The sequence below is a fragment of the Pseudomonas sp. BYT-1 genome (genome assembly GCF_023611805.1).
Taxonomy (GTDB): domain Bacteria; phylum Pseudomonadota; class Gammaproteobacteria; order Pseudomonadales; family Pseudomonadaceae; genus Aquipseudomonas; species Aquipseudomonas guariconensis.
This window is the reverse complement of sequence record NZ_CP072560.1, coordinates 176,990-198,398: the sequence shown is the minus strand read 5'-3', so window position 1 is coordinate 198,398 and position 21,409 is coordinate 176,990. Positions and strand designations below refer to the sequence as shown.

General features: G+C 60.1%; 15 protein-coding genes and 6 pseudogenes. 9 read left to right on the top strand and 12 right to left on the bottom strand.

Going from position 1 to position 21,409, the window contains the following annotated elements; translation table 11 throughout:
• Positions 1 to 56: 56 nt before the first annotated feature.
• On the top strand, positions 57 to 743 hold the full coding sequence (locus tag J5X93_RS27220) for a pirin family protein (RefSeq protein WP_250035677.1): 687 nt from the start codon (positions 57 to 59) through the stop codon (positions 741 to 743).
• Positions 744 to 1,136: 393 nt separating this feature from the next.
• On the opposite strand, the pseudogene J5X93_RS27210 reads toward J5X93_RS27220, so the two are convergent.
• Positions 1,137 to 1,373 (bottom strand): annotated as a pseudogene (locus J5X93_RS27210) (XdhC family protein); the annotation flags it as partial.
• A 106-nt stretch (positions 1,374 to 1,479) separates the two neighbouring features.
• Here J5X93_RS27210 and J5X93_RS27205 point away from each other — a divergent pair.
• Positions 1,480 to 2,781: an ISL3-like element IS1411 family transposase gene (locus J5X93_RS27205; protein WP_011920678.1), complete on the top strand. Its 1,302-nt coding sequence runs from the start codon at positions 1,480 to 1,482 to the stop codon at positions 2,779 to 2,781.
• A 13-nt stretch (positions 2,782 to 2,794) separates the two neighbouring features.
• Here the strand turns inward: J5X93_RS27205 and J5X93_RS27200 are convergent.
• Positions 2,795 to 2,881: pseudogene (locus tag J5X93_RS27200) on the bottom strand (hypothetical protein); the annotation flags it as partial.
• 106 nt (positions 2,882 to 2,987) lie between these two features.
• Here J5X93_RS27200 and J5X93_RS27195 point away from each other — a divergent pair.
• The gene (locus J5X93_RS27195) at positions 2,988 to 4,289 is read left to right on the top strand and encodes an ISL3-like element IS1411 family transposase (RefSeq protein WP_011920678.1); all 1,302 of its coding nucleotides are present in this window, start codon (positions 2,988 to 2,990) and stop codon (positions 4,287 to 4,289) included.
• A 13-nt stretch (positions 4,290 to 4,302) separates the two neighbouring features.
• On the opposite strand, the pseudogene J5X93_RS27190 reads toward J5X93_RS27195, so the two are convergent.
• A pseudogene (locus J5X93_RS27190) lies at positions 4,303 to 4,962 on the bottom strand (XdhC family protein); the annotation flags it as partial.
• A 302-nt stretch (positions 4,963 to 5,264) separates the two neighbouring features.
• On the opposite strand from J5X93_RS27190, the gene J5X93_RS27185 reads away from it, so the two are divergent.
• A complete protein-coding gene (locus tag J5X93_RS27185) occupies positions 5,265 to 5,903 on the top strand; it encodes a TetR/AcrR family transcriptional regulator (RefSeq protein ID WP_250035575.1) in 639 nt (212 codons plus the stop codon).
• 3 nt (positions 5,904 to 5,906) lie between these two features.
• Here the strand turns inward: J5X93_RS27185 and J5X93_RS27180 are convergent.
• Positions 5,907 to 8,291: pseudogene (locus J5X93_RS27180) on the bottom strand (c-type cytochrome); the annotation flags it as partial.
• 62 nt (positions 8,292 to 8,353) lie between these two features.
• Between J5X93_RS27180 and J5X93_RS27175 the strand changes: the two are divergent.
• The 5 genes and pseudogenes from J5X93_RS27175 to J5X93_RS27155 form a co-directional block, all read left to right on the top strand.
• Complete coding sequence (locus tag J5X93_RS27175) at positions 8,354 to 9,118, top strand: IS6-like element IS6100 family transposase (protein ID WP_001389365.1); 765 nt, start codon at positions 8,354 to 8,356, stop codon at positions 9,116 to 9,118.
• Positions 9,119 to 9,174: 56 nt separating this feature from the next.
• Positions 9,175 to 10,053 (top strand): annotated as a pseudogene (locus tag J5X93_RS27170) (ISL3-like element ISPsp2 family transposase); the annotation flags it as partial.
• Between the two features lie 166 nt (positions 10,054 to 10,219).
• On the top strand, positions 10,220 to 10,684 hold the full coding sequence (locus J5X93_RS27165) for an outer membrane lipoprotein (protein WP_023662230.1): 465 nt from the start codon (positions 10,220 to 10,222) through the stop codon (positions 10,682 to 10,684).
• A 267-nt stretch (positions 10,685 to 10,951) separates the two neighbouring features.
• Entirely contained in the window at positions 10,952 to 12,706 is a 1,755-nt protein-coding gene (locus J5X93_RS27160) for a helicase-related protein (protein WP_250034983.1), read from the top strand.
• Between the two features lie 22 nt (positions 12,707 to 12,728).
• Positions 12,729 to 12,971: pseudogene (locus tag J5X93_RS27155) on the top strand (transposase); the annotation flags it as partial.
• Between the two features lie 276 nt (positions 12,972 to 13,247).
• Here J5X93_RS27155 and J5X93_RS27150 read toward each other — a convergent pair.
• The 8 genes from J5X93_RS27150 to trbE are packed head-to-tail and all read right to left on the bottom strand — an operon-like array spanning position 13,248 to position 21,408.
• Complete coding sequence (locus J5X93_RS27150; RefSeq protein WP_124014558.1) at positions 13,248 to 13,511, bottom strand: DUF2274 domain-containing protein; 264 nt, start codon at positions 13,509 to 13,511, stop codon at positions 13,248 to 13,250.
• Positions 13,508 to 14,803 (bottom strand): TraB/TrbI/VirB10 family type IV secretion system protein, encoded by a 1,296-nt coding sequence (locus J5X93_RS27145; RefSeq protein ID WP_124014559.1) that lies wholly within the window; start codon positions 14,801 to 14,803, stop codon positions 13,508 to 13,510. Before J5X93_RS27145 ends, J5X93_RS27150 begins: the two co-directional genes overlap by 4 nt.
• 2 nt (positions 14,804 to 14,805) lie before the next feature.
• Positions 14,806 to 15,798, bottom strand: a complete 993-nt coding sequence (trbG, locus tag J5X93_RS27140; protein ID WP_250034985.1) for a P-type conjugative transfer protein TrbG — start codon at positions 15,796 to 15,798, stop codon at positions 14,806 to 14,808.
• Positions 15,795 to 16,496: a conjugal transfer protein TrbF gene (gene trbF, locus J5X93_RS27135; protein WP_250034986.1), complete on the bottom strand. Its 702-nt coding sequence runs from the start codon at positions 16,494 to 16,496 to the stop codon at positions 15,795 to 15,797. The genes trbG and trbF overlap by 4 nt, the downstream gene beginning before the upstream one ends.
• Positions 16,497 to 16,508: 12 nt before the next feature.
• Positions 16,509 to 17,882 (bottom strand): P-type conjugative transfer protein TrbL, encoded by a 1,374-nt coding sequence (gene trbL, locus J5X93_RS27130; protein WP_250034988.1) that lies wholly within the window; start codon positions 17,880 to 17,882, stop codon positions 16,509 to 16,511.
• A complete protein-coding gene (locus tag J5X93_RS27125; RefSeq protein WP_250034990.1) occupies positions 17,879 to 18,211 on the bottom strand; it encodes a hypothetical protein in 333 nt (110 codons plus the stop codon). The genes trbL and J5X93_RS27125 overlap by 4 nt, the downstream gene beginning before the upstream one ends.
• Before the next feature lie 12 nt (positions 18,212 to 18,223).
• Positions 18,224 to 18,952: a P-type conjugative transfer protein TrbJ gene (gene trbJ / locus J5X93_RS27120; RefSeq protein ID WP_250034992.1), complete on the bottom strand. Its 729-nt coding sequence runs from the start codon at positions 18,950 to 18,952 to the stop codon at positions 18,224 to 18,226.
• On the bottom strand, positions 18,949 to 21,408 hold the full coding sequence (trbE, locus tag J5X93_RS27115; protein WP_250034994.1) for a conjugal transfer protein TrbE: 2,460 nt from the start codon (positions 21,406 to 21,408) through the stop codon (positions 18,949 to 18,951). The genes trbJ and trbE overlap by 4 nt, the downstream gene beginning before the upstream one ends.
• Position 21,409 lies beyond the last annotated feature (1 nt).

The following is a 21,409-nucleotide window of genomic DNA, read 5'->3' as shown; positions in this document are numbered from 1 at the left end:
GTTGGTGTGAGAGCTTACATTTTCTAAGATCCTCGACTCCTTTTCCAGCCGGTCAGATTTTTTCTACACCCTTAAATGCGAAGAGCCGCTTTTCCTTTGGTAGTTACTACGATCCGCAACGCAACGGCTTCGGCCCTCTGGTGGCACTGAACGAAGATGTCATACAGCCGGGAATGGGTTTCGAAATGCACCCGCACAAGGATATGGAAATCTTCATCATTCCGTTGTCAGGGGCCGTCGAACATCGTGACAGCCTCGGCAACCGTGCTTTCGTCAATCCAGGGGATGTGCAAAAAATGACTGCCGGTTCGGGAATTTGGCATAGCCAAATGAACGCGTCGTTGTCAGAGGTAGATCATCATCTGCAGGTATGGCTGCGGCCTCAGACGGCTGGGGCCAAGCCTGCAGTTGAACAGCGTCGCTTCGATACGAAGCAACGGATAGGACAATGGCAAGCGCTGGTAACGCCTGATGGACGGGACGGAAGTTTGTCGGTGGACCAAGACGCTATGATCCATGCTGCCACGCTCCTTCCTGGCCATGTTCTCCCTCTTCCAACCTCACAGTCCCGCAGTGTTTATTTACATGTTATCCGTGGCGCCATAATCGCCGATGCGCCACTCACGACCCCACTCTTACTTAACGCTGGCGACGCTTTAGCGATGGCGACAGCCATCCCAGCTCAGATTGGTGCAATGTCTCCACGCGCCGAGGTTTTGGTCTTTGAACTCCCTGCGGTGTAACTGAGGTATCTCAGCGTTGCCGCCAATTGAAGTTCGCGTAACCCGTATCAATGAAGAGATGAATATCACCGCGGCCAACGCCCTGCGCGAGCTGGCCAAGCAGCCGGTGCCGAAGAACTTCTGCGACGCCTAGGCGTTTGATCGGTGACCTGATTCCCTCTGCATCCCAACCTTCGGAGGATAATTTACAATGAAGCCAGGGGGAGGGCCTGGTTTCTGCGTTTTACAGGCGCACCTCCCCGTTAGCCATCCATAGGCTTGATAGGGCAAGTAGCGTCACCAACTGAGCAGTATTCAGGGGCGTCCCCCTTGAGCGCACTTTGGGGAAGCCGAGTTGTTACTTGGTAAAGAGGCTGGTGCTTGGCTACTGTCGGCATCTATACGATGGCTTGATTACAAGGCATGACGCTCTTTTCCGCGATAAACCCGTAATACATCTGCCATTACCGCCAATGCGATTTCTGCCGGTGTCTTGCTGCCGAGATTGAGACCGATCGGCATGTGTAGGCGATCTATCTGCTCGTCGGAAAGACCTCCAATGCGTTTGAGACGCTCGGCGCGCTTGGCTGAAGTTGCATTTGAGCCCATTGCGCCTATGTAGAAAGCAGGTGTATTCACTGCCTCCATTAATGGCTCTTCGCATTTAAGGGTGTAGAAAAAATCTGACCGGCTGGAAAAGGAGTCGAGGATCTTAGAAAATGTAAGCTCTCACACCAACAAAAACTAAGCCCCCGACGTGAACAATCTTACCTTTTCTAGCCCTGATCTTTCCAGCTTTTGCCAACTGAATAACCTCGGCCTGACTGCCACTGGACAACATCTTTGTGCAGAGCGCGCCGTCATCGAATGTCGTTTAACCAAAGCACCCGAGCCATGCCCCAAGTGCGGGGCTGCTGGTGTTTCACGCGGTACTGTCGATAGGCATCTTGCTCACACACCTTACGGACAACGACCAACCAGATTGCTGCTGCGTATCCGTCGCTGGCGTTGTGCTTGCGGCTGTTTCTGGCATGAAGATACAAACAGTGCAGCACCTCCACGTTCAAAGCTTTCATATGGGGCGATACGCTGGGCATTAGCTGCCATCGTGCTGGATCATCTGTCGGTATCTCGTGTTGCGAGCCAGCTTGATGTTGCATGGCACACCGCTAATAATGCCATTATCAACGAAGGACGGCGCCTGCTTTTTAATGACTCGACACGTTTTGACGGTGTGACCGTGCTGGGCGTGGATGAGCATGTTTGGCGACATACACGCTGTGGTGACAAGTACGTCACCATCGTGGTTGACCTTACGCCCGTGCGTAACAAAAACGGGCCGGCCCGCTTGCTCGATGTGCTGGAAGGCCGCTCCAAACAAGCCTTTAAGCAATGGCTACAGAGTCGCCCCAAATCGTGGCGTGACCAGATCGAAAGCATTGCCATGGACGGTTTTACGGGGTTTAAATCTGCAGCGCAAGAAGCCCTGCCTCAAGCCCAAACCGTGCTGGATCCTTTCCATGTCGTGCGCTGGGCAAGCAACATGCTGGATGAATGCCGCCGGCGTGTGCAACACGACATCCTGGGCCGCAGAGGGCGTAAAAATGACCCGCTCTACAAAAGCCGTCGAACGCTACTGACTCGGATCAGCTACCTGTCTGACGCCAACAAAAAGCAACTGTTCCAGCTGTTTGCAGATGAGCACCACCTCGAAGTGGATTGCACCTGGAGCATGTACCAACGGGTGGTCAGCGCCTACAACGAGCCGGATCGAAAACGTGGTAAAAAACTCATGGAAGAGGTCATAAATATCATTACAGCCAGCGACTTGCCCAAAGCGCTCATCGAGGTGAAAGGCTTGGGGGAAACGCTGAAAAAATACGCTGAGAGCATCCTTGCCTACTTCGACCGGCCAGGAACCAGCAACGGTCCAACAGAAGCTATCAACGGGCGACTTGAGCACTTACGAGGTACCGCCTTGGGCTTTAGAAATTTAACCAATTACATAGCCAGGTGCTTGCTGAAGTCAGGAGGGTTTAGAAATCAGCTACACCCTTAAATGCGAAGAGCCCCATTAATGCCAGGTCGTCAATTCTAGGGTCATGAGTCAGGGCTACAACGGCAGTTGCCGCGTGGCAACCACCGGCAGCGATGAAAAGAGGCTCTTCGCATTTAAGGGTGTAGAAAAAATCTGACCGGCTGGAAAAGGAGTCGAGGATCTTAGAAAATGTAAGCTCTCACACCAACAAAAACTAAGCCCCCGACGTGAACAATCTTACCTTTTCTAGCCCTGATCTTTCCAGCTTTTGCCAACTGAATAACCTCGGCCTGACTGCCACTGGACAACATCTTTGTGCAGAGCGCGCCGTCATCGAATGTCGTTTAACCAAAGCACCCGAGCCATGCCCCAAGTGCGGGGCTGCTGGTGTTTCACGCGGTACTGTCGATAGGCATCTTGCTCACACACCTTACGGACAACGACCAACCAGATTGCTGCTGCGTATCCGTCGCTGGCGTTGTGCTTGCGGCTGTTTCTGGCATGAAGATACAAACAGTGCAGCACCTCCACGTTCAAAGCTTTCATATGGGGCGATACGCTGGGCATTAGCTGCCATCGTGCTGGATCATCTGTCGGTATCTCGTGTTGCGAGCCAGCTTGATGTTGCATGGCACACCGCTAATAATGCCATTATCAACGAAGGACGGCGCCTGCTTTTTAATGACTCGACACGTTTTGACGGTGTGACCGTGCTGGGCGTGGATGAGCATGTTTGGCGACATACACGCTGTGGTGACAAGTACGTCACCATCGTGGTTGACCTTACGCCCGTGCGTAACAAAAACGGGCCGGCCCGCTTGCTCGATGTGCTGGAAGGCCGCTCCAAACAAGCCTTTAAGCAATGGCTACAGAGTCGCCCCAAATCGTGGCGTGACCAGATCGAAAGCATTGCCATGGACGGTTTTACGGGGTTTAAATCTGCAGCGCAAGAAGCCCTGCCTCAAGCCCAAACCGTGCTGGATCCTTTCCATGTCGTGCGCTGGGCAAGCAACATGCTGGATGAATGCCGCCGGCGTGTGCAACACGACATCCTGGGCCGCAGAGGGCGTAAAAATGACCCGCTCTACAAAAGCCGTCGAACGCTACTGACTCGGATCAGCTACCTGTCTGACGCCAACAAAAAGCAACTGTTCCAGCTGTTTGCAGATGAGCACCACCTCGAAGTGGATTGCACCTGGAGCATGTACCAACGGGTGGTCAGCGCCTACAACGAGCCGGATCGAAAACGTGGTAAAAAACTCATGGAAGAGGTCATAAATATCATTACAGCCAGCGACTTGCCCAAAGCGCTCATCGAGGTGAAAGGCTTGGGGGAAACGCTGAAAAAATACGCTGAGAGCATCCTTGCCTACTTCGACCGGCCAGGAACCAGCAACGGTCCAACAGAAGCTATCAACGGGCGACTTGAGCACTTACGAGGTACCGCCTTGGGCTTTAGAAATTTAACCAATTACATAGCCAGGTGCTTGCTGAAGTCAGGAGGGTTTAGAAATCAGCTACACCCTTAAATGCGAAGAGCCTGAAAAGAGATGGTAGGACGCGCTGCATTTGCACCCCATCAAGATTTATGTGCAGCATTTCTTCCCGAGGGTCGCATGCTATTACCTCGCAACCAAGCGCTTTTGCAATGTCTGCACAGACTTCTGCTACAGGAGATATGCCGGCCAGTATCAGGCGTAGAGCCGGGCCAATGTGAATGCATACCGAATCATCGAGAAATTGTACTCGTTCGCTGCCATGCTCAATTCCTCCTTCGAGTCCTAGTGCACCGCCATTCAAATTGACCTTGCGCAAAACGCGACGTTGACCGACTAATGCGGCTCGCAAAGCCTCAAGATGCTCCAGCCAATCAATGTTCGGATCGCGATGTTCAACCAGCACCACCAACACTCCACCGCAAGGTAACTGCAGTCGACGGCATTCTTCCATGCCTTCACCGTAGCGGACGATCTGTGCGATATCTCTAAACTCGCCACGCCCCAAACTGGCTAAAAACTCTTCCTCTACACAGCCACCTGACAGCGAACCTTTGTATTCTCCCGAACCGCAGGTAACCAACATGGCACCTGGCGAGCGAGGTGCTGAACCATAAGTAGAGAGCACCGTGCACAACCAGATCGAGTGACCGGCGCGCGCCCATTCCAGTGCTTGATCAATTACCAGCAGGTCGAGATGTTGCATATTCCTCTACCTCGATTATCTGAGCTGTGTTGCTTTATGGTTGGGTATTTGACTGGGGATAAGTAAATTCTTCTTTTATTGAGTGCTGAGGGCTATGAAGTATGTATAGAAATTGAAATGGACCTTGCACGAGTCCGACCCCCGCCGGGGCAGATGGTTGCAAGAATCAGTGCCCAGGTTTTCTCTATAAATTTTGAATCTGAATACTTGAGTAATTAGTCTAAATTTGTGGCAGTGTTGCCTTTCTCAGGACGATAAAGCATCGTTTCTGGTCAACCAGCAGAAGCACCCCAGAGATAAAAATGCAGAATCGCAAAACTGGCATCCGCGCCTTACAAGCCGATCGCACTAAGGACAGCATCCTTCAGGCTGCAGTCCGGATATTCAGCAAGCACGGCTTCACCGGGGGACGCATTGAGCAGATTTCCAAGCTAGCAAAATCCAATGATCGGATGATCTATTACTACTTTGGCAGCAAGGAAAAGCTATTCATCAGCGTGCTAGAGCACATCTACGCCAGTTTCAACGAGGCGGAGAGCAAGCTAGAACTCGACCTGTCCGACCCTGAGTCTGCATTGCGCCACCTGGTGGCTTTTGTCTGGGACTACTACCTGCACCACCCGGAGTTCGTAACCATCCTGGCGACCGAGAACCTACATCGAGGTCAGCATGCAAAGAAATCGCTCAATCTGCAGGCTTTATCGGGCGAGGCGGTTGGGGTGTTGCGGCCAATCATCGAGGCCGGGCAGGCCAAGGGTCTCTTCCGCAACGATATCGACATCAAGCACGCGTACTTAATGATCGCCTCGCTCTGCTACTTCTATAACTCCAACCTTTACACGCTGAGCTCCTTCCTTGATGAGGACCTTGGCGACAAGCGCGCCAAGGACGACTGGCTCCTTTTCATTAGCGACTTGGCTCTACGTGGCCTGCGTCGTTGATGCTCAATGGGTGCCGGGGTTGGCGCGCACATGGGCGCTCTTCGCAAGCAGCCCTTCCCAAGCAGGCTTACCTGAAGCGAAACGATGGCGTATATAGGCCAATAGGTCTGCGACTTGACGATCCGAAAGACTGTCCTTGAAGCCCGGCATGTAACCCAGGTCGCGAGTCGCCGGGGTCGGTATCCCGTGCAGTACTACCTTCAGCAAGTTGTCCGGCAGATCGCTGTGGACATTGGTATTCGCTGCCATGGACGGGCTCACACCGAACAGCTTGGGCCCCTTTCCTTCGCTGTGGCAGGCTTGGCACGCGCCTTGGAAAACCCGTTCGCCATTGCTCAGCGATACTTGGGGGTCAACCTTGGTCGGGGCGCTGGCAACTGCCGCGCGCGGCTCGGCCTCGCCACTTAGAGACGCCAGATAATGTGCAATGGCCTGTACATCGCTCTCCGGTAAGGTGGCTAATTCACTGACAACGGGACCCATAGGTCCGGTGGCAACGCCGTGCTTTTGGGAGAATCCGGTGCGCAGATACTCGAAAAGCTCGCTTTCGCTCCAAGGGGTGGGGGATTTCGAAAGAGCGTTGAGCGCTGGGGCTTCCCATCCATCAACCATTCCTCCGGCCAGGTAGGCTTTGCCTCCTTTCTCTGCCCCCATCAAGTTGCGGGGCGAGTGGCAAGCAGAGCAGTGACCCAAGCCGTCCACGAGATAGGCACCTCGATTCCATTGCTCGCTGCGCTGCGGATTAGGTTGGTATTCGCCCCGCCCTAGGAAGAGAGCATTCCAGCCGGCCATCAATGGGCGCTGATTGAACGGGAAGCTCATGTGATTGGCGGGTGCCTCCTGGCGTACCGGATCCTGGGACATCAGGTAAGCGTAGAGCGCCTGCATGTCTGCATCGGTAATGTTGCGGAATGCGGTGTAGGGGAAGGCTGGGTAAAGATGCCGGCCATCGCGGCTGATACCTTCACGCATCGCTCGATCGAAGGCGGCGAACGACCAATTGCCGATTCCGGTCTCTGGATCCGGAGTGATGTTGGTGCTGTAGAGGGTGCCGAAGGGCGTTTCCATTCCCAGTCCGCCAGCGTTGACCTTGCCCCCCGTGACGGTATGGCAGACCGCACAGTCGCCGGCTGCGGCCAGTTGGCGTCCTCGTTCAAGCGTCGCAGCTGACCAGGTGCCGGCAAGTGGCGGGGTTACAGGTGCAATCTCCGCCCGCCAAGGCAACGCTGTCGCTGCCATTCCAAGAGCGGCCCCGAACAGGCCGGCAAGGGAGCCAAACCACCATTTCGATCGTTTCGGTGCATGGTTCTGCGTTGGATTTTGTTCGACGTTGGGGCCGCTGCCATTCAGGGCCGCGCGCACTCGCTCTGCGGTAATTGGGAGTTCGCGGAAACGGATGCCTGTGGCATCGAAAATTGCGTTCGCAATGGCCGCTGCGCTGGGTACTGATGCCGACTCACCACTACCCATTGGGGGCTCGTTCTGGCGCGGAAGCATCAGTACATCGATGTCAGGCACTTCAGGAAACGTGAGGATCGGGTAGCCGCCCCATTCCTTGCTCGCGACCTTCGAGTCTTCAAAGGCCAACTCTTCTTTGAGCACCCTGCTGGTGGACTGAATCACGTTGCCGTGTATCTGGTGTCGTACACCATCGGGGTTGACCATCATGCCGGCATCATGACCAATCACTACGCGTGTTACGGCGACCTCGCCAGTGCGACGGTCCACGGCAACATCCGCGACCCACGCGGCCCACGCCGCCCCGAAACCAGGAAACTTGCTGTGAATGTAGCGTGCATAGGCAAAACCTCTACCTCGCAATACATCACCTTCGGCAGGGGCTTGCATCGGTTGTGTATGTGGCTTCCAGCCCGCTCTTTCAGCGGTGGCCTTCACAAGATCGATCGCGCGTGAGTCGGACAGATGCTTTAGTCGGTACTCCACAGGGTCGACGCCAGCGGCAAAGGCAAGCTCGTCAATGTAGGATTCGTGAGCAAAGCTATTGGGCAGGGCCGAAACACCGCGCATCCAGGATGCCCGAACCAGCGGCGTCATATCGTTGATGGTGACGCGCATGTTTTCGTAGTCGTAGGGCGGGATTGAGGTCCGATCACCCATTTCAAACAATGCCGGCACCGGTTCCACTGAGCCGGTGAGCAACAGCGCGAGCGTCGGTGCGCCATTCGACGGGTAGCTGGTCTGGAAATCGTAGGCAGCCACACCGCCTTCGATATTCAACCCGCCGTCAATTTCCATCAGCTGACCTGTGCCCTTGGGCTCCCAGACGTGCTCCTGTTCTCGAGTCAGTTGTACCCGTACCGGTCGGCCTACCGCCCGGGATAGCAGCACCGCATCGGCACAAACGTCGTCTGCGCAATTGCGTCCATAGGGCTCTGTTGCAAAAATCGTGAAGCTTGAGCATGCTTGGCGGAGATTGGACGGACGGAACGATGACGGATTTCAAGTGGCGCCATTTCCAGGGTGATGTGATCCTGTGGGCGGTGCGCTGGTATTGTCGCTATCCGATCAGCTATCGCGACCTTGAGGAAATGCTGGCGGAACGCGGCATTTCGGTCGACCATACGACGATCTATCGCTGGGTCCAGTGCTACGCCCCGGAGATGGAGAAGCGGCTGCGCTGGTTCTGGCGGCGTGGCTTTGATCCGAGCTGGCGCCTGGATGAAACCTACGTCAAGGTGCGGGGCAAGTGGACCTACCTGTACCGGGCAGTCGACAAGCGGGGCGACACGATCGATTTCTACCTGTCGCCGACCCGCAGCGCCAAGGCAGCGAAGCGGTTCCTGGGCAAGGCCCTGCGAGGCCTGAAGCACTGGGAAAAGCCTGCCACGCTCAATACCGACAAAGCGCCGAGCTATGGTGCAGCGATCACCGAATTGAAGCGCGAAGGAAAGCTGGACCGGGAGACGGCCCACCGGCAGGTGAAGTATCTCAATAACGTGATCGAGGCCGATCACGGAAAGCTCAAGATACTGATCAAGCCGGTGCGCGGTTTCAAATCGATCCCCACGGCCTATGCCACGATCAAGGGATTCGAAGTCATGCGAGCCCTGCGCAAAGGACAGGCTCGCCCCTGGTGCCTGCAGCCCGGCATCAGGGGCGAGGTGCGCCTTGTGGAGAGAGCTTTTGGCATTGGGCCCTCGGCGCTGACGGAGGCCATGGGCATGCTCAACCACCATTTCGCAGCAGCCGCCTGATCGGCGCAGAGCGACAGCCTACCTCTGACTGCCGCCAATCTTTGCAACAGAGCCCCATTATCAACGAAGGACGGCGCCTGCTTTTTAATGACTCGACACGTTTTGACGGTGTGACCGTGCTGGGCGTGGATGAGCATGTTTGGCGACATACACGCTGTGGTGACAAGTACGTCACCATCGTGGTTGACCTTACGCCCGTGCGTAACAAAAACGGGCCGGCCCGCTTGCTCGATGTGCTGGAAGGCCGCTCCAAACAAGCCTTTAAGCAATGGCTACAGAGTCGCCCCAAATCGTGGCGTGACCAGATCGAAAGCATTGCCATGGACGGTTTTACGGGGTTTAAATCTGCAGCGCAAGAAGCCCTGCCTCAAGCCCAAACCGTGCTGGATCCTTTCCATGTCGTGCGCTGGGCAAGCAACATGCTGGATGAATGCCGCCGGCGTGTGCAACACGACATCCTGGGCCGCAGAGGGCGTAAAAATGACCCGCTCTACAAAAGCCGTCGAACGCTACTGACTCGGATCAGCTACCTGTCTGACGCCAACAAAAAGCAACTGTTCCAGCTGTTTGCAGATGAGCACCACCTCGAAGTGGATTGCACCTGGAGCATGTACCAACGGGTGGTCAGCGCCTACAACGAGCCGGATCGAAAACGTGGTAAAAAACTCATGGAAGAGGTCATAAATATCATTACAGCCAGCGACTTGCCCAAAGCGCTCATCGAGGTGAAAGGCTTGGGGGAAACGCTGAAAAAATACGCTGAGAGCATCCTTGCCTACTTCGACCGGCCAGGAACCAGCAACGGTCCAACAGAAGCTATCAACGGGCGACTTGAGCACTTACGAGGTACCGCCTTGGGCTTTAGAAATTTAACCAATTACATAGCCAGGTGCTTGCTGAAGTCAGGAGGGTTTAGAAATCAGCTACACCCTTAAATGCGAAGAGCCGCTTTACAACTGCGTGTCACACATACCTCTAATGTAAAGCTAATCCAAGCCTCTCTCCTAACGATTGGTCACCACCAGCAAAACCCCTGCCGTTATGTGCCAATTCTAATTCGCGCCTACCTAAAGCGCCCCCCTGAACTCAAGGATGCAATATATGAAAAAATTCATCGCCTCTCTGCTGATCATCACCACAGCAGCTATGTCTGGCTGTGCTTCGAGCATGACGAGCCGGGACTACTCCCGGGCAACCGCAATGCAGAAAATGAAGGTCGAGCTTGGTGTTGTCGACTCAGTCCGTGATGTGAAAATCAACGGGAAGCCTTCACCGATTGGTGGCATGGCTGGTGGCGCCCTCGGTGCGATCGCCGGCAGCAATGGCGGTGGTGGTTTGGGGCAACTGGCCGTAATGGTTGTCGCTGGCGCGGTCGGCGCCGCGATTGGTGCTGCAGTCGACAAGAAAGCCCATGATACTGACGGGATCGAAATCACTGTGAAAATGAGCAGCGACGGCAGCTTGCAGGCCGTCACCCAGGCCAAAGATCCAGCAGAGACCTTCGCCCCTGGTGACTCGGTTCGGTTGATCACAGGCCAAACTGGCGACTCTCGGGTCAGCCACTAACAAGTTGTACCCCAAAGCCCTAGACGACACATATCGTCTAGGGCTTTTTTGTGCCAAGCACTTTTGATTCTCATGGGTTATAGTTACGCGTGACTATCCATCCTCGATCACCAGCCACGAAATCTGATTATGCATGACATAGGGCGACTCACTCGCTTGGGGTTCACAACGCTGCCCGAGTGCCTTTTGACGGTACCAAAGGAATACAGGGACTTTCACGAGCCCATTGAGGTGCTTCCCTTGCCAGATCTCGGGCAGGCCTCATACATGGCTCTGACCTTGATTGAGCGAGCGATCTTTGATCGTGGCGGCGTTGCACTGCAAGAAGTCAAAGGTGCGTTCCGCGGATACGTCAAGGTGGTAGACGGGCGAGGGCAGCGCTTGCAAATCAACTTGATAGGTAAGCCTTCGATCGAACCGTGGATGGGGTACGACTTTGGCGCAACTGTGCACACTTACGGTGAGGTGGTCACCTTCGAAGGGCGGCCTACCATGTCGAATCCGATGGTCATACCTCCGGCGATGATTGGGCGTGTGATGCCTGTCTACCAGGGCAAGCAGAATCAGGTGAGCGCCGAAGTTCTTGGCGAAGCCGTCACCTCGGCTATGGCACACATCAATGAGGCCGCTTGCCTGTTGCTGGAACAGGCCCTGATGCACGAGGATGACTTTCGAAAGCTCACAGGCCTCAACGACCCAGCTGACTTGCTCCGTAACTTGCATTCACCCCTTTCAGTCCGGGAGGGAGAGGAGGCGGTGAGAATTGCCAAGGCCGTCTGCATTCAGGCGTTGGTTAATCGCGTCGAAGCGCATCGGAACCGCCCAGCAGTGAAGGGGGCTCTCCTGCGAATCGACCGGGACCAGGTGGCTGACCTGATCAAGCGAGCACCTTTCAAGCCTTCTGCTGACCAGCTCCAAGCAATCGATGAGATCGTGTCAGACCTAAGGTCACCCTATCCAATGCAGCGCATATTGTCGGGCGATGTCAGTACCGGCAAGTCATTCACGTTCATGATTCCAGCCGCCGCGAGCTATCTCGCTGGGGCCAGGGTCGCCATTATCGCGCCTGGCCAGATCCTCGCGCAGCAACTGGCGGCTGAGCTGAGCAGCCTCTTTTACGAAATTCCAGTTGTCACCGTTGTAGGCCCTGTTGGGAAAGCCAAGATCGACCTGTCATCTGGGATCGTGGTGGGCACCACAGCAGTTATTTCTGCAGCAAGCAAAGAAGGGATCGTCTTTGACCTGGTCATCGCTGACGAGCAGCAACGATTTTCTGTAGCTCAGCGAAAGAAGCTCATCGCGCCTCATACCAACTTCCTTGAATCAACAGCAACCGCGATCCCGCGAACAGTGGCGCTGGTCCAACTGGGCGGGCTACCGATCTCAATCCTGAGGTCCACCCCGGTACCGCGGGATATCGTCACAAGGATCATCACCCACAACGCCAGGCAGAAACTGCATGATCTGGTCATGCAGGTCATCAAGCAGGGCGGACAGGCTGCGTTCGTCTATCCAGTGGTGAATGGTGAGGCAGACACTCGGAATGCTGTGGAGGCAGCCTACGAACGTTTCCGGAGGCTTCTGGGAGACGATGTAGGTTACATTCACGGCAGCCTTCCCGAGTCGGCCAAAACTGAAACCATAGAGAAGATGAAATCTGGCCAAATCAAGCTGTTAGTCGCCTCAACTGTGATCGAGGTTGGGGTAACCTTCCCGGGTTTGACACTGATGGTTGCAGTGAGTCCAGAACACTTCGGCGTAGCGCAGTTGCACCAGCTCCGTGGCCGAGTAGCTCGGAAAGGAGGCCGCGGATTCTTCATTATGTATCTACCCAGTCCAATCAAACAGTCAGCGTCCTCACGCCTGAGGCTGCTGACCGCTTGCAATGACGGGTTTGTACTGGCCGAAAAGGATGCGGAGAGTCGCGGCTATGGCGATCTGAGCCTAGAGGGCGAGAGACAATCTGGTGCCACGCGACCTTTGAATCGCCCCTGGTTTCCTAGACACCTCCAAGCCTCATAATGAGGCCCAAATAGGAGGTGCCATGAGTCGTCAGCGTTACCCCGAAGAATTCAAGATCGAAGCGGTCAAGCAAGTGACCGAAAAAGGCAAACCTGTCGCCGATGTCGCCCAGCGCCTGGGCATGTCCGTGCATAGCCTTTACGCCTGGATCAAGGTCTACAGCAAGCCCCAAGAGCAGCGTCAGCAAGACGACGATCAGCAGGCCGAACTGCGCAAGCTGCGCGCTGAACTCAAGCGCGTGACGGAAGAGCGAGACATCTTAAAAAATTTCGCCTGTCAAGCATTATCGAAAGATAGGCGGAATGCCCGAAGTCTATATGGGACAAGGGCTTGGATCTTTTCGCCGGCCGTTCGCGCAGTCTCGTGCAAAAAGGCTAGGAGCCACATAAGGGCAACGCGGTTGCGGGCTCCAGCGTGTCCGGGCGGGCATTTGATGGCGGCTGCGGCCATGGTACGACAAGGCTCCCTCAAGCCATAGCCCAAAGCAAAAGCGCAGGCCACCGGCCTGCGCTTTTGCTTTGCAGCGGGTACACCGTCACACCTACGTGGGCGGCGCATCGCGTCGGGGCGCGGGTGGCGCTTTCGGCGTTGTCGTCCCTTTCCTGAATCCCCTGTCTCCGGCCATGAACGCCTCCAGCATGTGCGGGATCAGCGTCGTTGCATCGACCGCCTCGCCATAGGTCTGCGCGTGCAGCGCAGCGTAGCGGTCGAGGTCGGCTTTCAGGCTGGCCGGGCAAGCGAAGGTCAGTTTGACGGTCTCGGTCTTGGGCAGCGGCCCCAGCCGCAGCTTGCGTGTGGTGTTCATTGCGAAGTTCCTCGGTTGAAAATCATCGGCTGGTAGGGCCGCAGCACCAGATCCCGATTGACGATGATCCGCACCGGCAAACCGGGCCGGCTGGTCAGCGTGGGCTGGATGTTGAGGTTGCGGCGCGTCACTTCCTGGCCGACCTGATTCACCGTGTCTTGCAGGCTGTCGCGGCCGGCGATGATGATCCGGTCGCCGGCCTGGCGGTTCTCCGGCGCGGCCAGTTCGGCGCCGACGCCCAGCAGCGTCGTCAATACGGCGCCGGCGAAGATGCGATCCCAATGCCAATCGACACCATCCTCCAGGCCGGCATACCCGGCCGGGTCGGTGCCCACGAGGTTATCCAGCGTCAGCGACGACGTGTCCGGCAGGATCACCCGGTTCCAGACGACCTGCACACGGGTCTGTCCGTAGCTGACCTGGCTGTTGTAGCGACCCAGGATGCGCGATCCCTGCGGAATGAGCAGGTGCCGGCCAGTGGCCGTGTCATAGACCGGCTCCGTCACCGTGGCGATCACATCGCCCGGCAGGTCGGACTTGATGCCCGTCACCAGCGCCCCGGCGATCACCGTGCCGGCCATGACCTGGTACGGCGAGCTGGGCAGTTGCAGGTTCCCGGAATTACGGGTTTCCGTGGAGCCGGATTGCAGGAAAGCCTCTTTCTGGTCTTGCCGGTTCTGCACGGCGGTCGGGTCGGCGGGCTGGGCCGTTGTCGAGGCCGGGCCGGCGGCCAGTGGGTCGAAGGCTGCCAGAGTGTTGCCCATGCCGGGGACTCCCGGCGTCGCCTGCGCCACGGCCGCGGTCTGGCCCTGTCCTGTGTTGAAGAATACCGATGAAGCCGCCGCCGCTTCGGCCTCCTGGCGCAAGGCTTCGCGTTCGGCCGCCTCGGGATCGTGACCCGGTGGCGCATAGCTGGCCACTGCCGGCTGCTGCGACTGGACGATGGCCGGCCCGAGATCGCCCGGCAGGGGTGGCCCCAGTTCCGGCACCTCGGGCGGCGGCGGTGGCGGCAACATGGAGTAGTCCGTCGGAAGCCGTTCCAGCCCTTCGGAGCGCGACACGCGATCGACGTTGTACAGCTCGGACGGATCGTTGCCGCTCCGGGGCTTCGATGGCTGCAAGGACCAGATGGTGGCGCCCAGCACCGCGACGGAGAGCCCGCCAACAAGCGCGGCCAGGGTACGCCGGTTCAGCCGTGTGACCGGACGCGGCTGAGCGCGCAGCGCCACCGTTTCAGGCGCCACCTTGTCGGCCTGCGGCGTGGCGATATCCGGGGTGTCGTCCTGGCTCATGGTCAGTTCCTCCGGGACACACCGTCGGTGCGCTCGATGCGCACCACGTCGCCCCTGTCACCGCCGAGGCGTAATTCAGCCGCGCCGAACAGCCGATCGACGATGTAGTACGGCGAACGGAAGCGGTAGTTCACCAGTTGCCCGTCGCCCTGCGCGCCGATGACGAACAGCGGCGGCAGATCGCCTTGGGCGATGCCGGCGGGGAACTGGATATAGACCTTCTCGCCGTCGTCGAAGGCGCGTAGCGGCTTCCACGGCGGATTGCTGCCGCTGATGGCGTAGCGGAAGCGCAGGTTCTCCAGCGACAGGCCGGTATCGACCGGCGCGGCAACGCTGGCCGCCTGCGCCTGGCGCTGCAAGGCCAGCATCCGGTCGCGCGGGTAGTCCCAGGACACCGACGCCATCCAGGCGCGTTCGGTCGAGGTCAGCTCCAGCAAATACGTCCGGCGGCTGGTGGTGATGACCAGGTTGGTTTTCAGGCCCGAGCGGATCGGCTTGACCAGCACATTGACGCGCAGCTCGTCGCCGCTGCCGCTGGAGGTGTCGCCGACGATCCAGCGCACGGTATCGCCTGCCGCCACCGTCACCAGATCCTCGCCCGGCTGGAGCGAGATCATCGTCACGCGCCCGACCGCCGCATAGACCTGATAGAGCGCGCCATCGCTGTACGGCCAGACCTGAATCGCATTGACGTAGCCCTCGCGCGTGGGCGCGACCCGCGCCTCGGCATTGGCGCGGGAGACGCGCACGGTTTCGTCGGCCGGCTCGGGTGCTGGCTTGGCAGCATCGGTGTCTGGCAACGGCTTCAACTGTCCGGGCAGCGGCAGTGGTTCGGGCATGGCGACGACTTCCACCGGCGCGGGCGGTTCGGGCAACGGCTGGGCCTGTACCGGCTCATCGAGCGAAATCCTCGGCGGCGGCTTGCCCTGGGTGGCGCAGCCCGCCAGGGCCACCAGCATCAACGGCAAAACGTAAAAGCGGAAAGACGGGTTCATGGTCGTGCTCCTTCGGCATCGAGTTCGCGGCTCCACGACAGGCCATTGACGTAGATGCCCAGTGGGTTGCTGCGCAGGCGTTCTTCGGTGCGCGGGGTTTGCACCACGATGGACACCACGGCCGTCCATCGCTCCAGTCCCGCGGCCGCGCCGTTGACGTAGCGGCGCTCCGTCCAGCGCACGTTGAACGACGTGTCGCTGGCGCGCACGACGCTGGTGATCTGCACCGTCACCGACTCGCGGCCGATGCGGGCAAACGGATCGTTGGTGCGGGCGTAGTCGTTGAGCACCGCCGCGCCCCGGTCGGTGGTGTAGTCGTAGGCATCGAGCCAGTTCTGGCGCACTACGATCGGGTCGATGGACAGCGAGCGCACCATCGTGATGAAGCGGGCAACGTGGTGTGCCTGCTGCGCATCGTCGGGCCGGTAGCGCGTGGCGGCTTCGCCGACCGCGCGTACCTGGCCGGTCTGATCGACCTCGACGACATAGGGCGTGACGATGGACTGCGCCGATCGCCACACCAGGCCAGCGGCCATCAGCAGGGCCAGCACCAGGCAGCCGAACGCCATCAGGCGCCAGTTCTTCGCCTGCACACGGGCCGAGCCGATGCGCTCGTCCCACACCTGGGCGGCGGACTGGTAAGGGGTCGCAGGCTGCGGTGTATCGGCATAGCGCACCTGCGGTCGTTTGAATCGCATGGTTAGTCCTCCTTATGAATCTGAATCCCGCAGGCTCGGGGCGCTGCCCGATCCACCGCTATCGCCCCCGCGCAGCGTGTGCGCGGTAGTGGTCGCGGCCTGCGTGATCTGCTGGCGGCGGTGCAGGCGCTTGGCCCAGGCGGGTTGCTGTTGTGGCGACGATGTGGTGGCCGGGTCGGAAGCGGCAGCACCGGCCCCAGCTCCCGAGCCACCCTCTGTCGCAGAGCCATTCAATCCAGCGCGGAAAGGAGCCGCCATGCGCTGCCCGGCGGCAGAGGCACGGGAGGCAGCGCTTTGCCCGGCGGCCTGCGCGCCGGTCTTGGCGACGTTGCCCAGTCCCGCCGCCGCGCCCTTGAGGCCACCACCGGCTGCGGACGAACCCGTCTGGAACGCCGACCGGGCACCACTGGCCGCAGAAGTCGCGGCACGCGCGCCGCTGCCGGCCAGCTTGGCAGCCGCCGGCGCCATGCGTGCCCCGGCGGCCACCGCCCCGCCCACGCCAGTTGCGGCAGCACCGACGGCGATGGCGGTTCCGGCAGCGCCGACAGCGGCGCCGGCCATCGCACCCGCACCCAACTGCGGCCCGCCGGAAATCAAACCTGTGGCGATGCCCGGACCGAAGATGCCCAGCGCCAGCAAGGCGAGCGAGGCCAGCATGATGACCAGCGCGTGGTCGATGGATGGTTCGGTCGGATGCACCTGGAATTCGGCGAACAGCCCGGTGCCGATGCCGACGATCACCGCCAGCACCAGCACCTTGACGCCCGAGGACACCACGTTGCCCAGCACCTTCTCGGCCAGGAAGCTGGTCTTGTTCCAGAGTGCGAACGGCACCAGCACGAAGCCGGCCAGCGTGGTCAGCTTGAACTCGATCAGCGTGATGAAAAGCTGGATCGCCAGCACGAAGAACGTGACGATCACCACCAGCCAGGCCAGGAACATCACCATGATGGGGGTGATGTTCACGAACACTTCCGGGAAGCCCGCCAGATCGCTGACCTGCGCCAGAATCGGCATCCCGGCGTCGATGCCGGTCTTGGCCAGCCGCCCCGGTTGCAGGAACTCGTCCATGCCCAGGGTCGAGCCGGTGGCGGTCAGGCCCAGGCCGGTGAAGGAGCGGAACACGATGCCGGCCAGCCAGTTGAAGTTGTTGATGATGTAGGCGAAGGCGCCGACGTAGAGCACCTTGCGCAGCAGCTTGGCGATCACGTCATCGCCCTGGCCGGTGGCGTGGCTCATGGCCCAGTACAGACCGGCGATGGTCATGTCGATGACGATCAGCGTGGCGGTCAGGAACGCCACTTCGCCTTGCAGCAGTCCGAAGCCCGAGTCGATGTAGGTGGAAAAGGTGTTGAGGAAACGGTCGATGACGGTGACGTCGTTCATGGCGCGTCCTCCGTCGCGGCGTTCGCCGTCTCGCCGTCCTCATCGTCGGGCGTATCGAAGCTGGGCGGAATCGGCGGCAGCTCGGCCAGGGTGTCGTACTCGTCCGGCCCGGTCTGGCCGGCGAAGAAGCGGCGCCGGAAGGCTTCGGCGGCGGCCAGGCAAGCGTCCTCGCCCGCCGCCTGCCGGTCTTGCGCGCACTGCGCACGCAGCGCCTTGAGCCGCGCGGGATCGGCGGCCAAGGCATCGGCCAGGTCGTCGGCAGGCTGCTGGCCGCAGGCGGTCAGCAGCACGGCCAGCAGACACAGCGGCAAGGCGGGAACGCATCGCATGGTCGTCTCCCGTCAGTTGCCGTAGAAATCCACGCGCCGCGGCGTGTAGGGCGTGCCTTCCCCCAGGAAGCGGCGTGTCACTTCGCGGCCGCGCTCGATGGCGGCGGCCTGCCGCGCCAGTTCCAGCGCGGCCGCCCGCTCCTGCGTGATCTGGAGTTGCTGTGCCTGGATCGACTGCTTGGCCTGCAAGGCCAGAAGCTGGTTGGTCGCCTGCATGGCCTGCAAGGCGCCTTCCGCCGACTGGCTCTGGCTCACCAGATCGGCCAGCGCGCTTTCGTCTTCGCGCAGGTTCTGCGATACCTGCGCCTGCATCCGCATCGCGGTGTGCAGTCCGTCGAGCGTGTGCTTCCAGCGTTCCTGCGCATCCCGGTACATCTGGTCACCGCTGACCGTCGCGGCGTACTGCTCCGGGTACAGCCGTGCGAACTCGCGGTCGAGGTTCTGCACGTCGTAGGCCAGCCCCTGCGCCTCGGCGATCAGCCGTTCGGTGGTCGCCAGCGTCGAGCGCAGGCGATTGACGATGTTGAAGTCCAGCGTCGCCAGATTGCGCGCCTGGTTCATCAGCATCTGCGCTTCGTTCTGGAGCTGGTTGATCTGGTTGTTGATCTGCTGGAGCGTGCGAATGGCCGTCAGCGTGTTCTGCACGAGGTTCGTGGGGTCGACCACGACCCATTGCGCCTGAACGGTGGAGACGGTGCAGAGCATGGCCGCGATGGCGGCGGCGAGAAGACGCTTTTTCATGGCAGGTTCTCCTGTGGGTGGTCAGCGATACGAGGGGAAGCCAGCGCAAGGCCGGGGAACGCGGGCAGCAGATCGGCCGCCCAGTCGAGGCCGCGATGGCGCAGCCAGGCACCGGCGAATCCCGGCGTGCCGGCGTTCAGCAGCACGCGGTCGATGTCGCGCTGGTCCTGCGGCGTGGAAGCGCCGGCGAAAGCCAGCGTTGCCGGCCCCAGGTCGAGGTCGAACAGGCGATTTCCCAAGCGCGACTGGTAGTAGTAGTCGCGCTTGGGTTCGGCGGTGGCGACGATCTCGATCTGCCGGGCGTTCAGCCCGAAGCCTTCGTAGATCGTGCGAATCTGCGGTTCGGTCGCCTGTGGGTTGGGCAGGAAGATGCGGCTGGCGCAGCTTTCGATGATCGCCGGAGCGATGCTCGAATCCTTGATGTCGGCCAGCGACTGCGTGGCGAAGATGACGCTGACGTTCTTCTTGCGCAGCGTCTTGAGCCACTGGCGGATGCGCGCGGCGAACACCGGGTCGTCGAGGAACAGCCAGGACTCGTCGAGAATCAACAGCGTCGGTGCGCCGTCGAAGCGTTCATCGAACCGCGCGAACAGGTAGCCCAGCACGGCCAGCACTGCCGCCTTGCTGTGCATCAGCTCCTCCATCTCGAAGCCCTGCACGTCGGCGTTGCCGAGCCGGTCATGGTCGGCATCGAGCAGCTTGCCGTGGGCACCGCCGAGCACATAGGGCGCCAGCGCCTGACGCAAGGCGTTCGATTGCAGCAGCACGGAAAACCCGGTCATCGTGCGCTGTTGCACCGGCGCTCCGGCGAGACTGCCCAGCGCCGACCAGATGGCGGCCTTCTCGTCGGGGCCGACGGCCACGCCTTCGTGCAGCAGGCGGCCCTCGATCCATTCCGCCGCCCAGGTGCGGTAGCCCTCGTCGTCGATGCGGGCCAGCGGCTGGAAAGCGATCTCGCCATCGTTGCCCAGGTCGTAGTGCTCGCCGCCCAGGCCGAGGATGGTGGCGCGCATGGAACGGCCCATGTCGAAGGCGAAGATGCGCGAACCGGCGTAGCGGCGGAACTGCATCGCCAGCGTGGCCAGCAGCACGGACTTGCCCATGCCGGTCGGCCCCACGACCAGGGTGTGGCCCACGTCGCCGATGTGCGTCACCAGCCGGAACGGGGTTGCGCCATCGGTGCGAGTGACGATCAGCGGCGGGCCATCGAGATGCCGGTTCTTCTCCGGCCCGGCCCACACCGCCGATACCGGCATCATGTGCGCCAGGTTCAGCGTCGAGACGATGGGCTGGCGCACATTGGCGTAGGCATTGCCGGGGATTGAGGACAGCCAGGCATCCACGGCGTTGAGCGTTTCCGGAATGGTGACGAAGCCCCGCCCCTGGATGACGCGCTCCACCATGCGTTGCTTCTCGTCGGCCGTGGCCGGGTCGGCGTCGAGCACCGTCACCGTCGCGGTGAGATAGCCGAAGGCGACCTGATCGCTGCCCAGCTCCTGCAAGGCCGCGTCGGCATCCGCCGCCTTGTTACTGGCGTCGGTGTCCACCAGCGGGCTTTCCTGTTGGAAAATGGTTTCGCGCAGCAGCGCCACCACGTTCTTGCGCTTGGCGAACCACTGGCGGCGCAGGCGGCCGAGTTCCTTTTCCGCCTCGGCCTTGTCCATGCACAGAAAGCGTGTGTTCCAGCGGTAGGCAAAGCCCAGCCGGTTGAGGTCGTCCAGCAGCCCCGGCCAGGTCGAGGTCGGAAAGCCCCGCACCGACACCACGCGCAGAGGCTGGTCGTTCAGCACGGGCGCGAGGCCGCCGATCAGCGCGGAGTCGGCCAGCAGCGCGTCCAGGTAGAACGGCACGTCCGGCACGCCGATGCGGTACTGCCGCGTCGAGACGGTCGAGTGCAGGTAGGTCAGCGTCTGACCGTCATCCAGCCAGGCGATCTCCGGCATCACGCCATCGAGCAAGTCGAACACGCGATCGGTTTCCGCGACGAAGGCATCCAGCCGTCCCTGCCAATCCACTCCTTCGCCGGGCGCGTTCTCGTAGAGCACCTTGGCCGCGCGGGCGCGGGATTCCTCCGCCGGCAGGAAGGCCAGCGTCAGGTAATAGCCACTCTCGAAGTGCTGGCTCGCTTCCTCGAACGCGGCGCGGCGTTCCTCATCCACCAGCCAGGACAAGGCTTCAGGAAAGTCCGCCTGCGGATAGTCCGCTGCCGGCTGGCGCTGGGCCTCGATGAACAGCGCCCAGCCCGAACCCAGCCGGCGCAACGCGTTGTTGAGCCGCGCCGTGGTGGCGATCATTTCGCCTTGCGTGGCGCTGTCCAGGTCCGGCCCGCGAAAGCGGGCCGTGCGCTGGAACGCCCCGTCCTTGTTGAGCACCACGCCCGGCGCGACCAACCCGGCCCAGGGCAACCAGTCGGCCAGCAGCGCGGGACGCTGGCGGTATTCGGCAAGGTTCAGCATC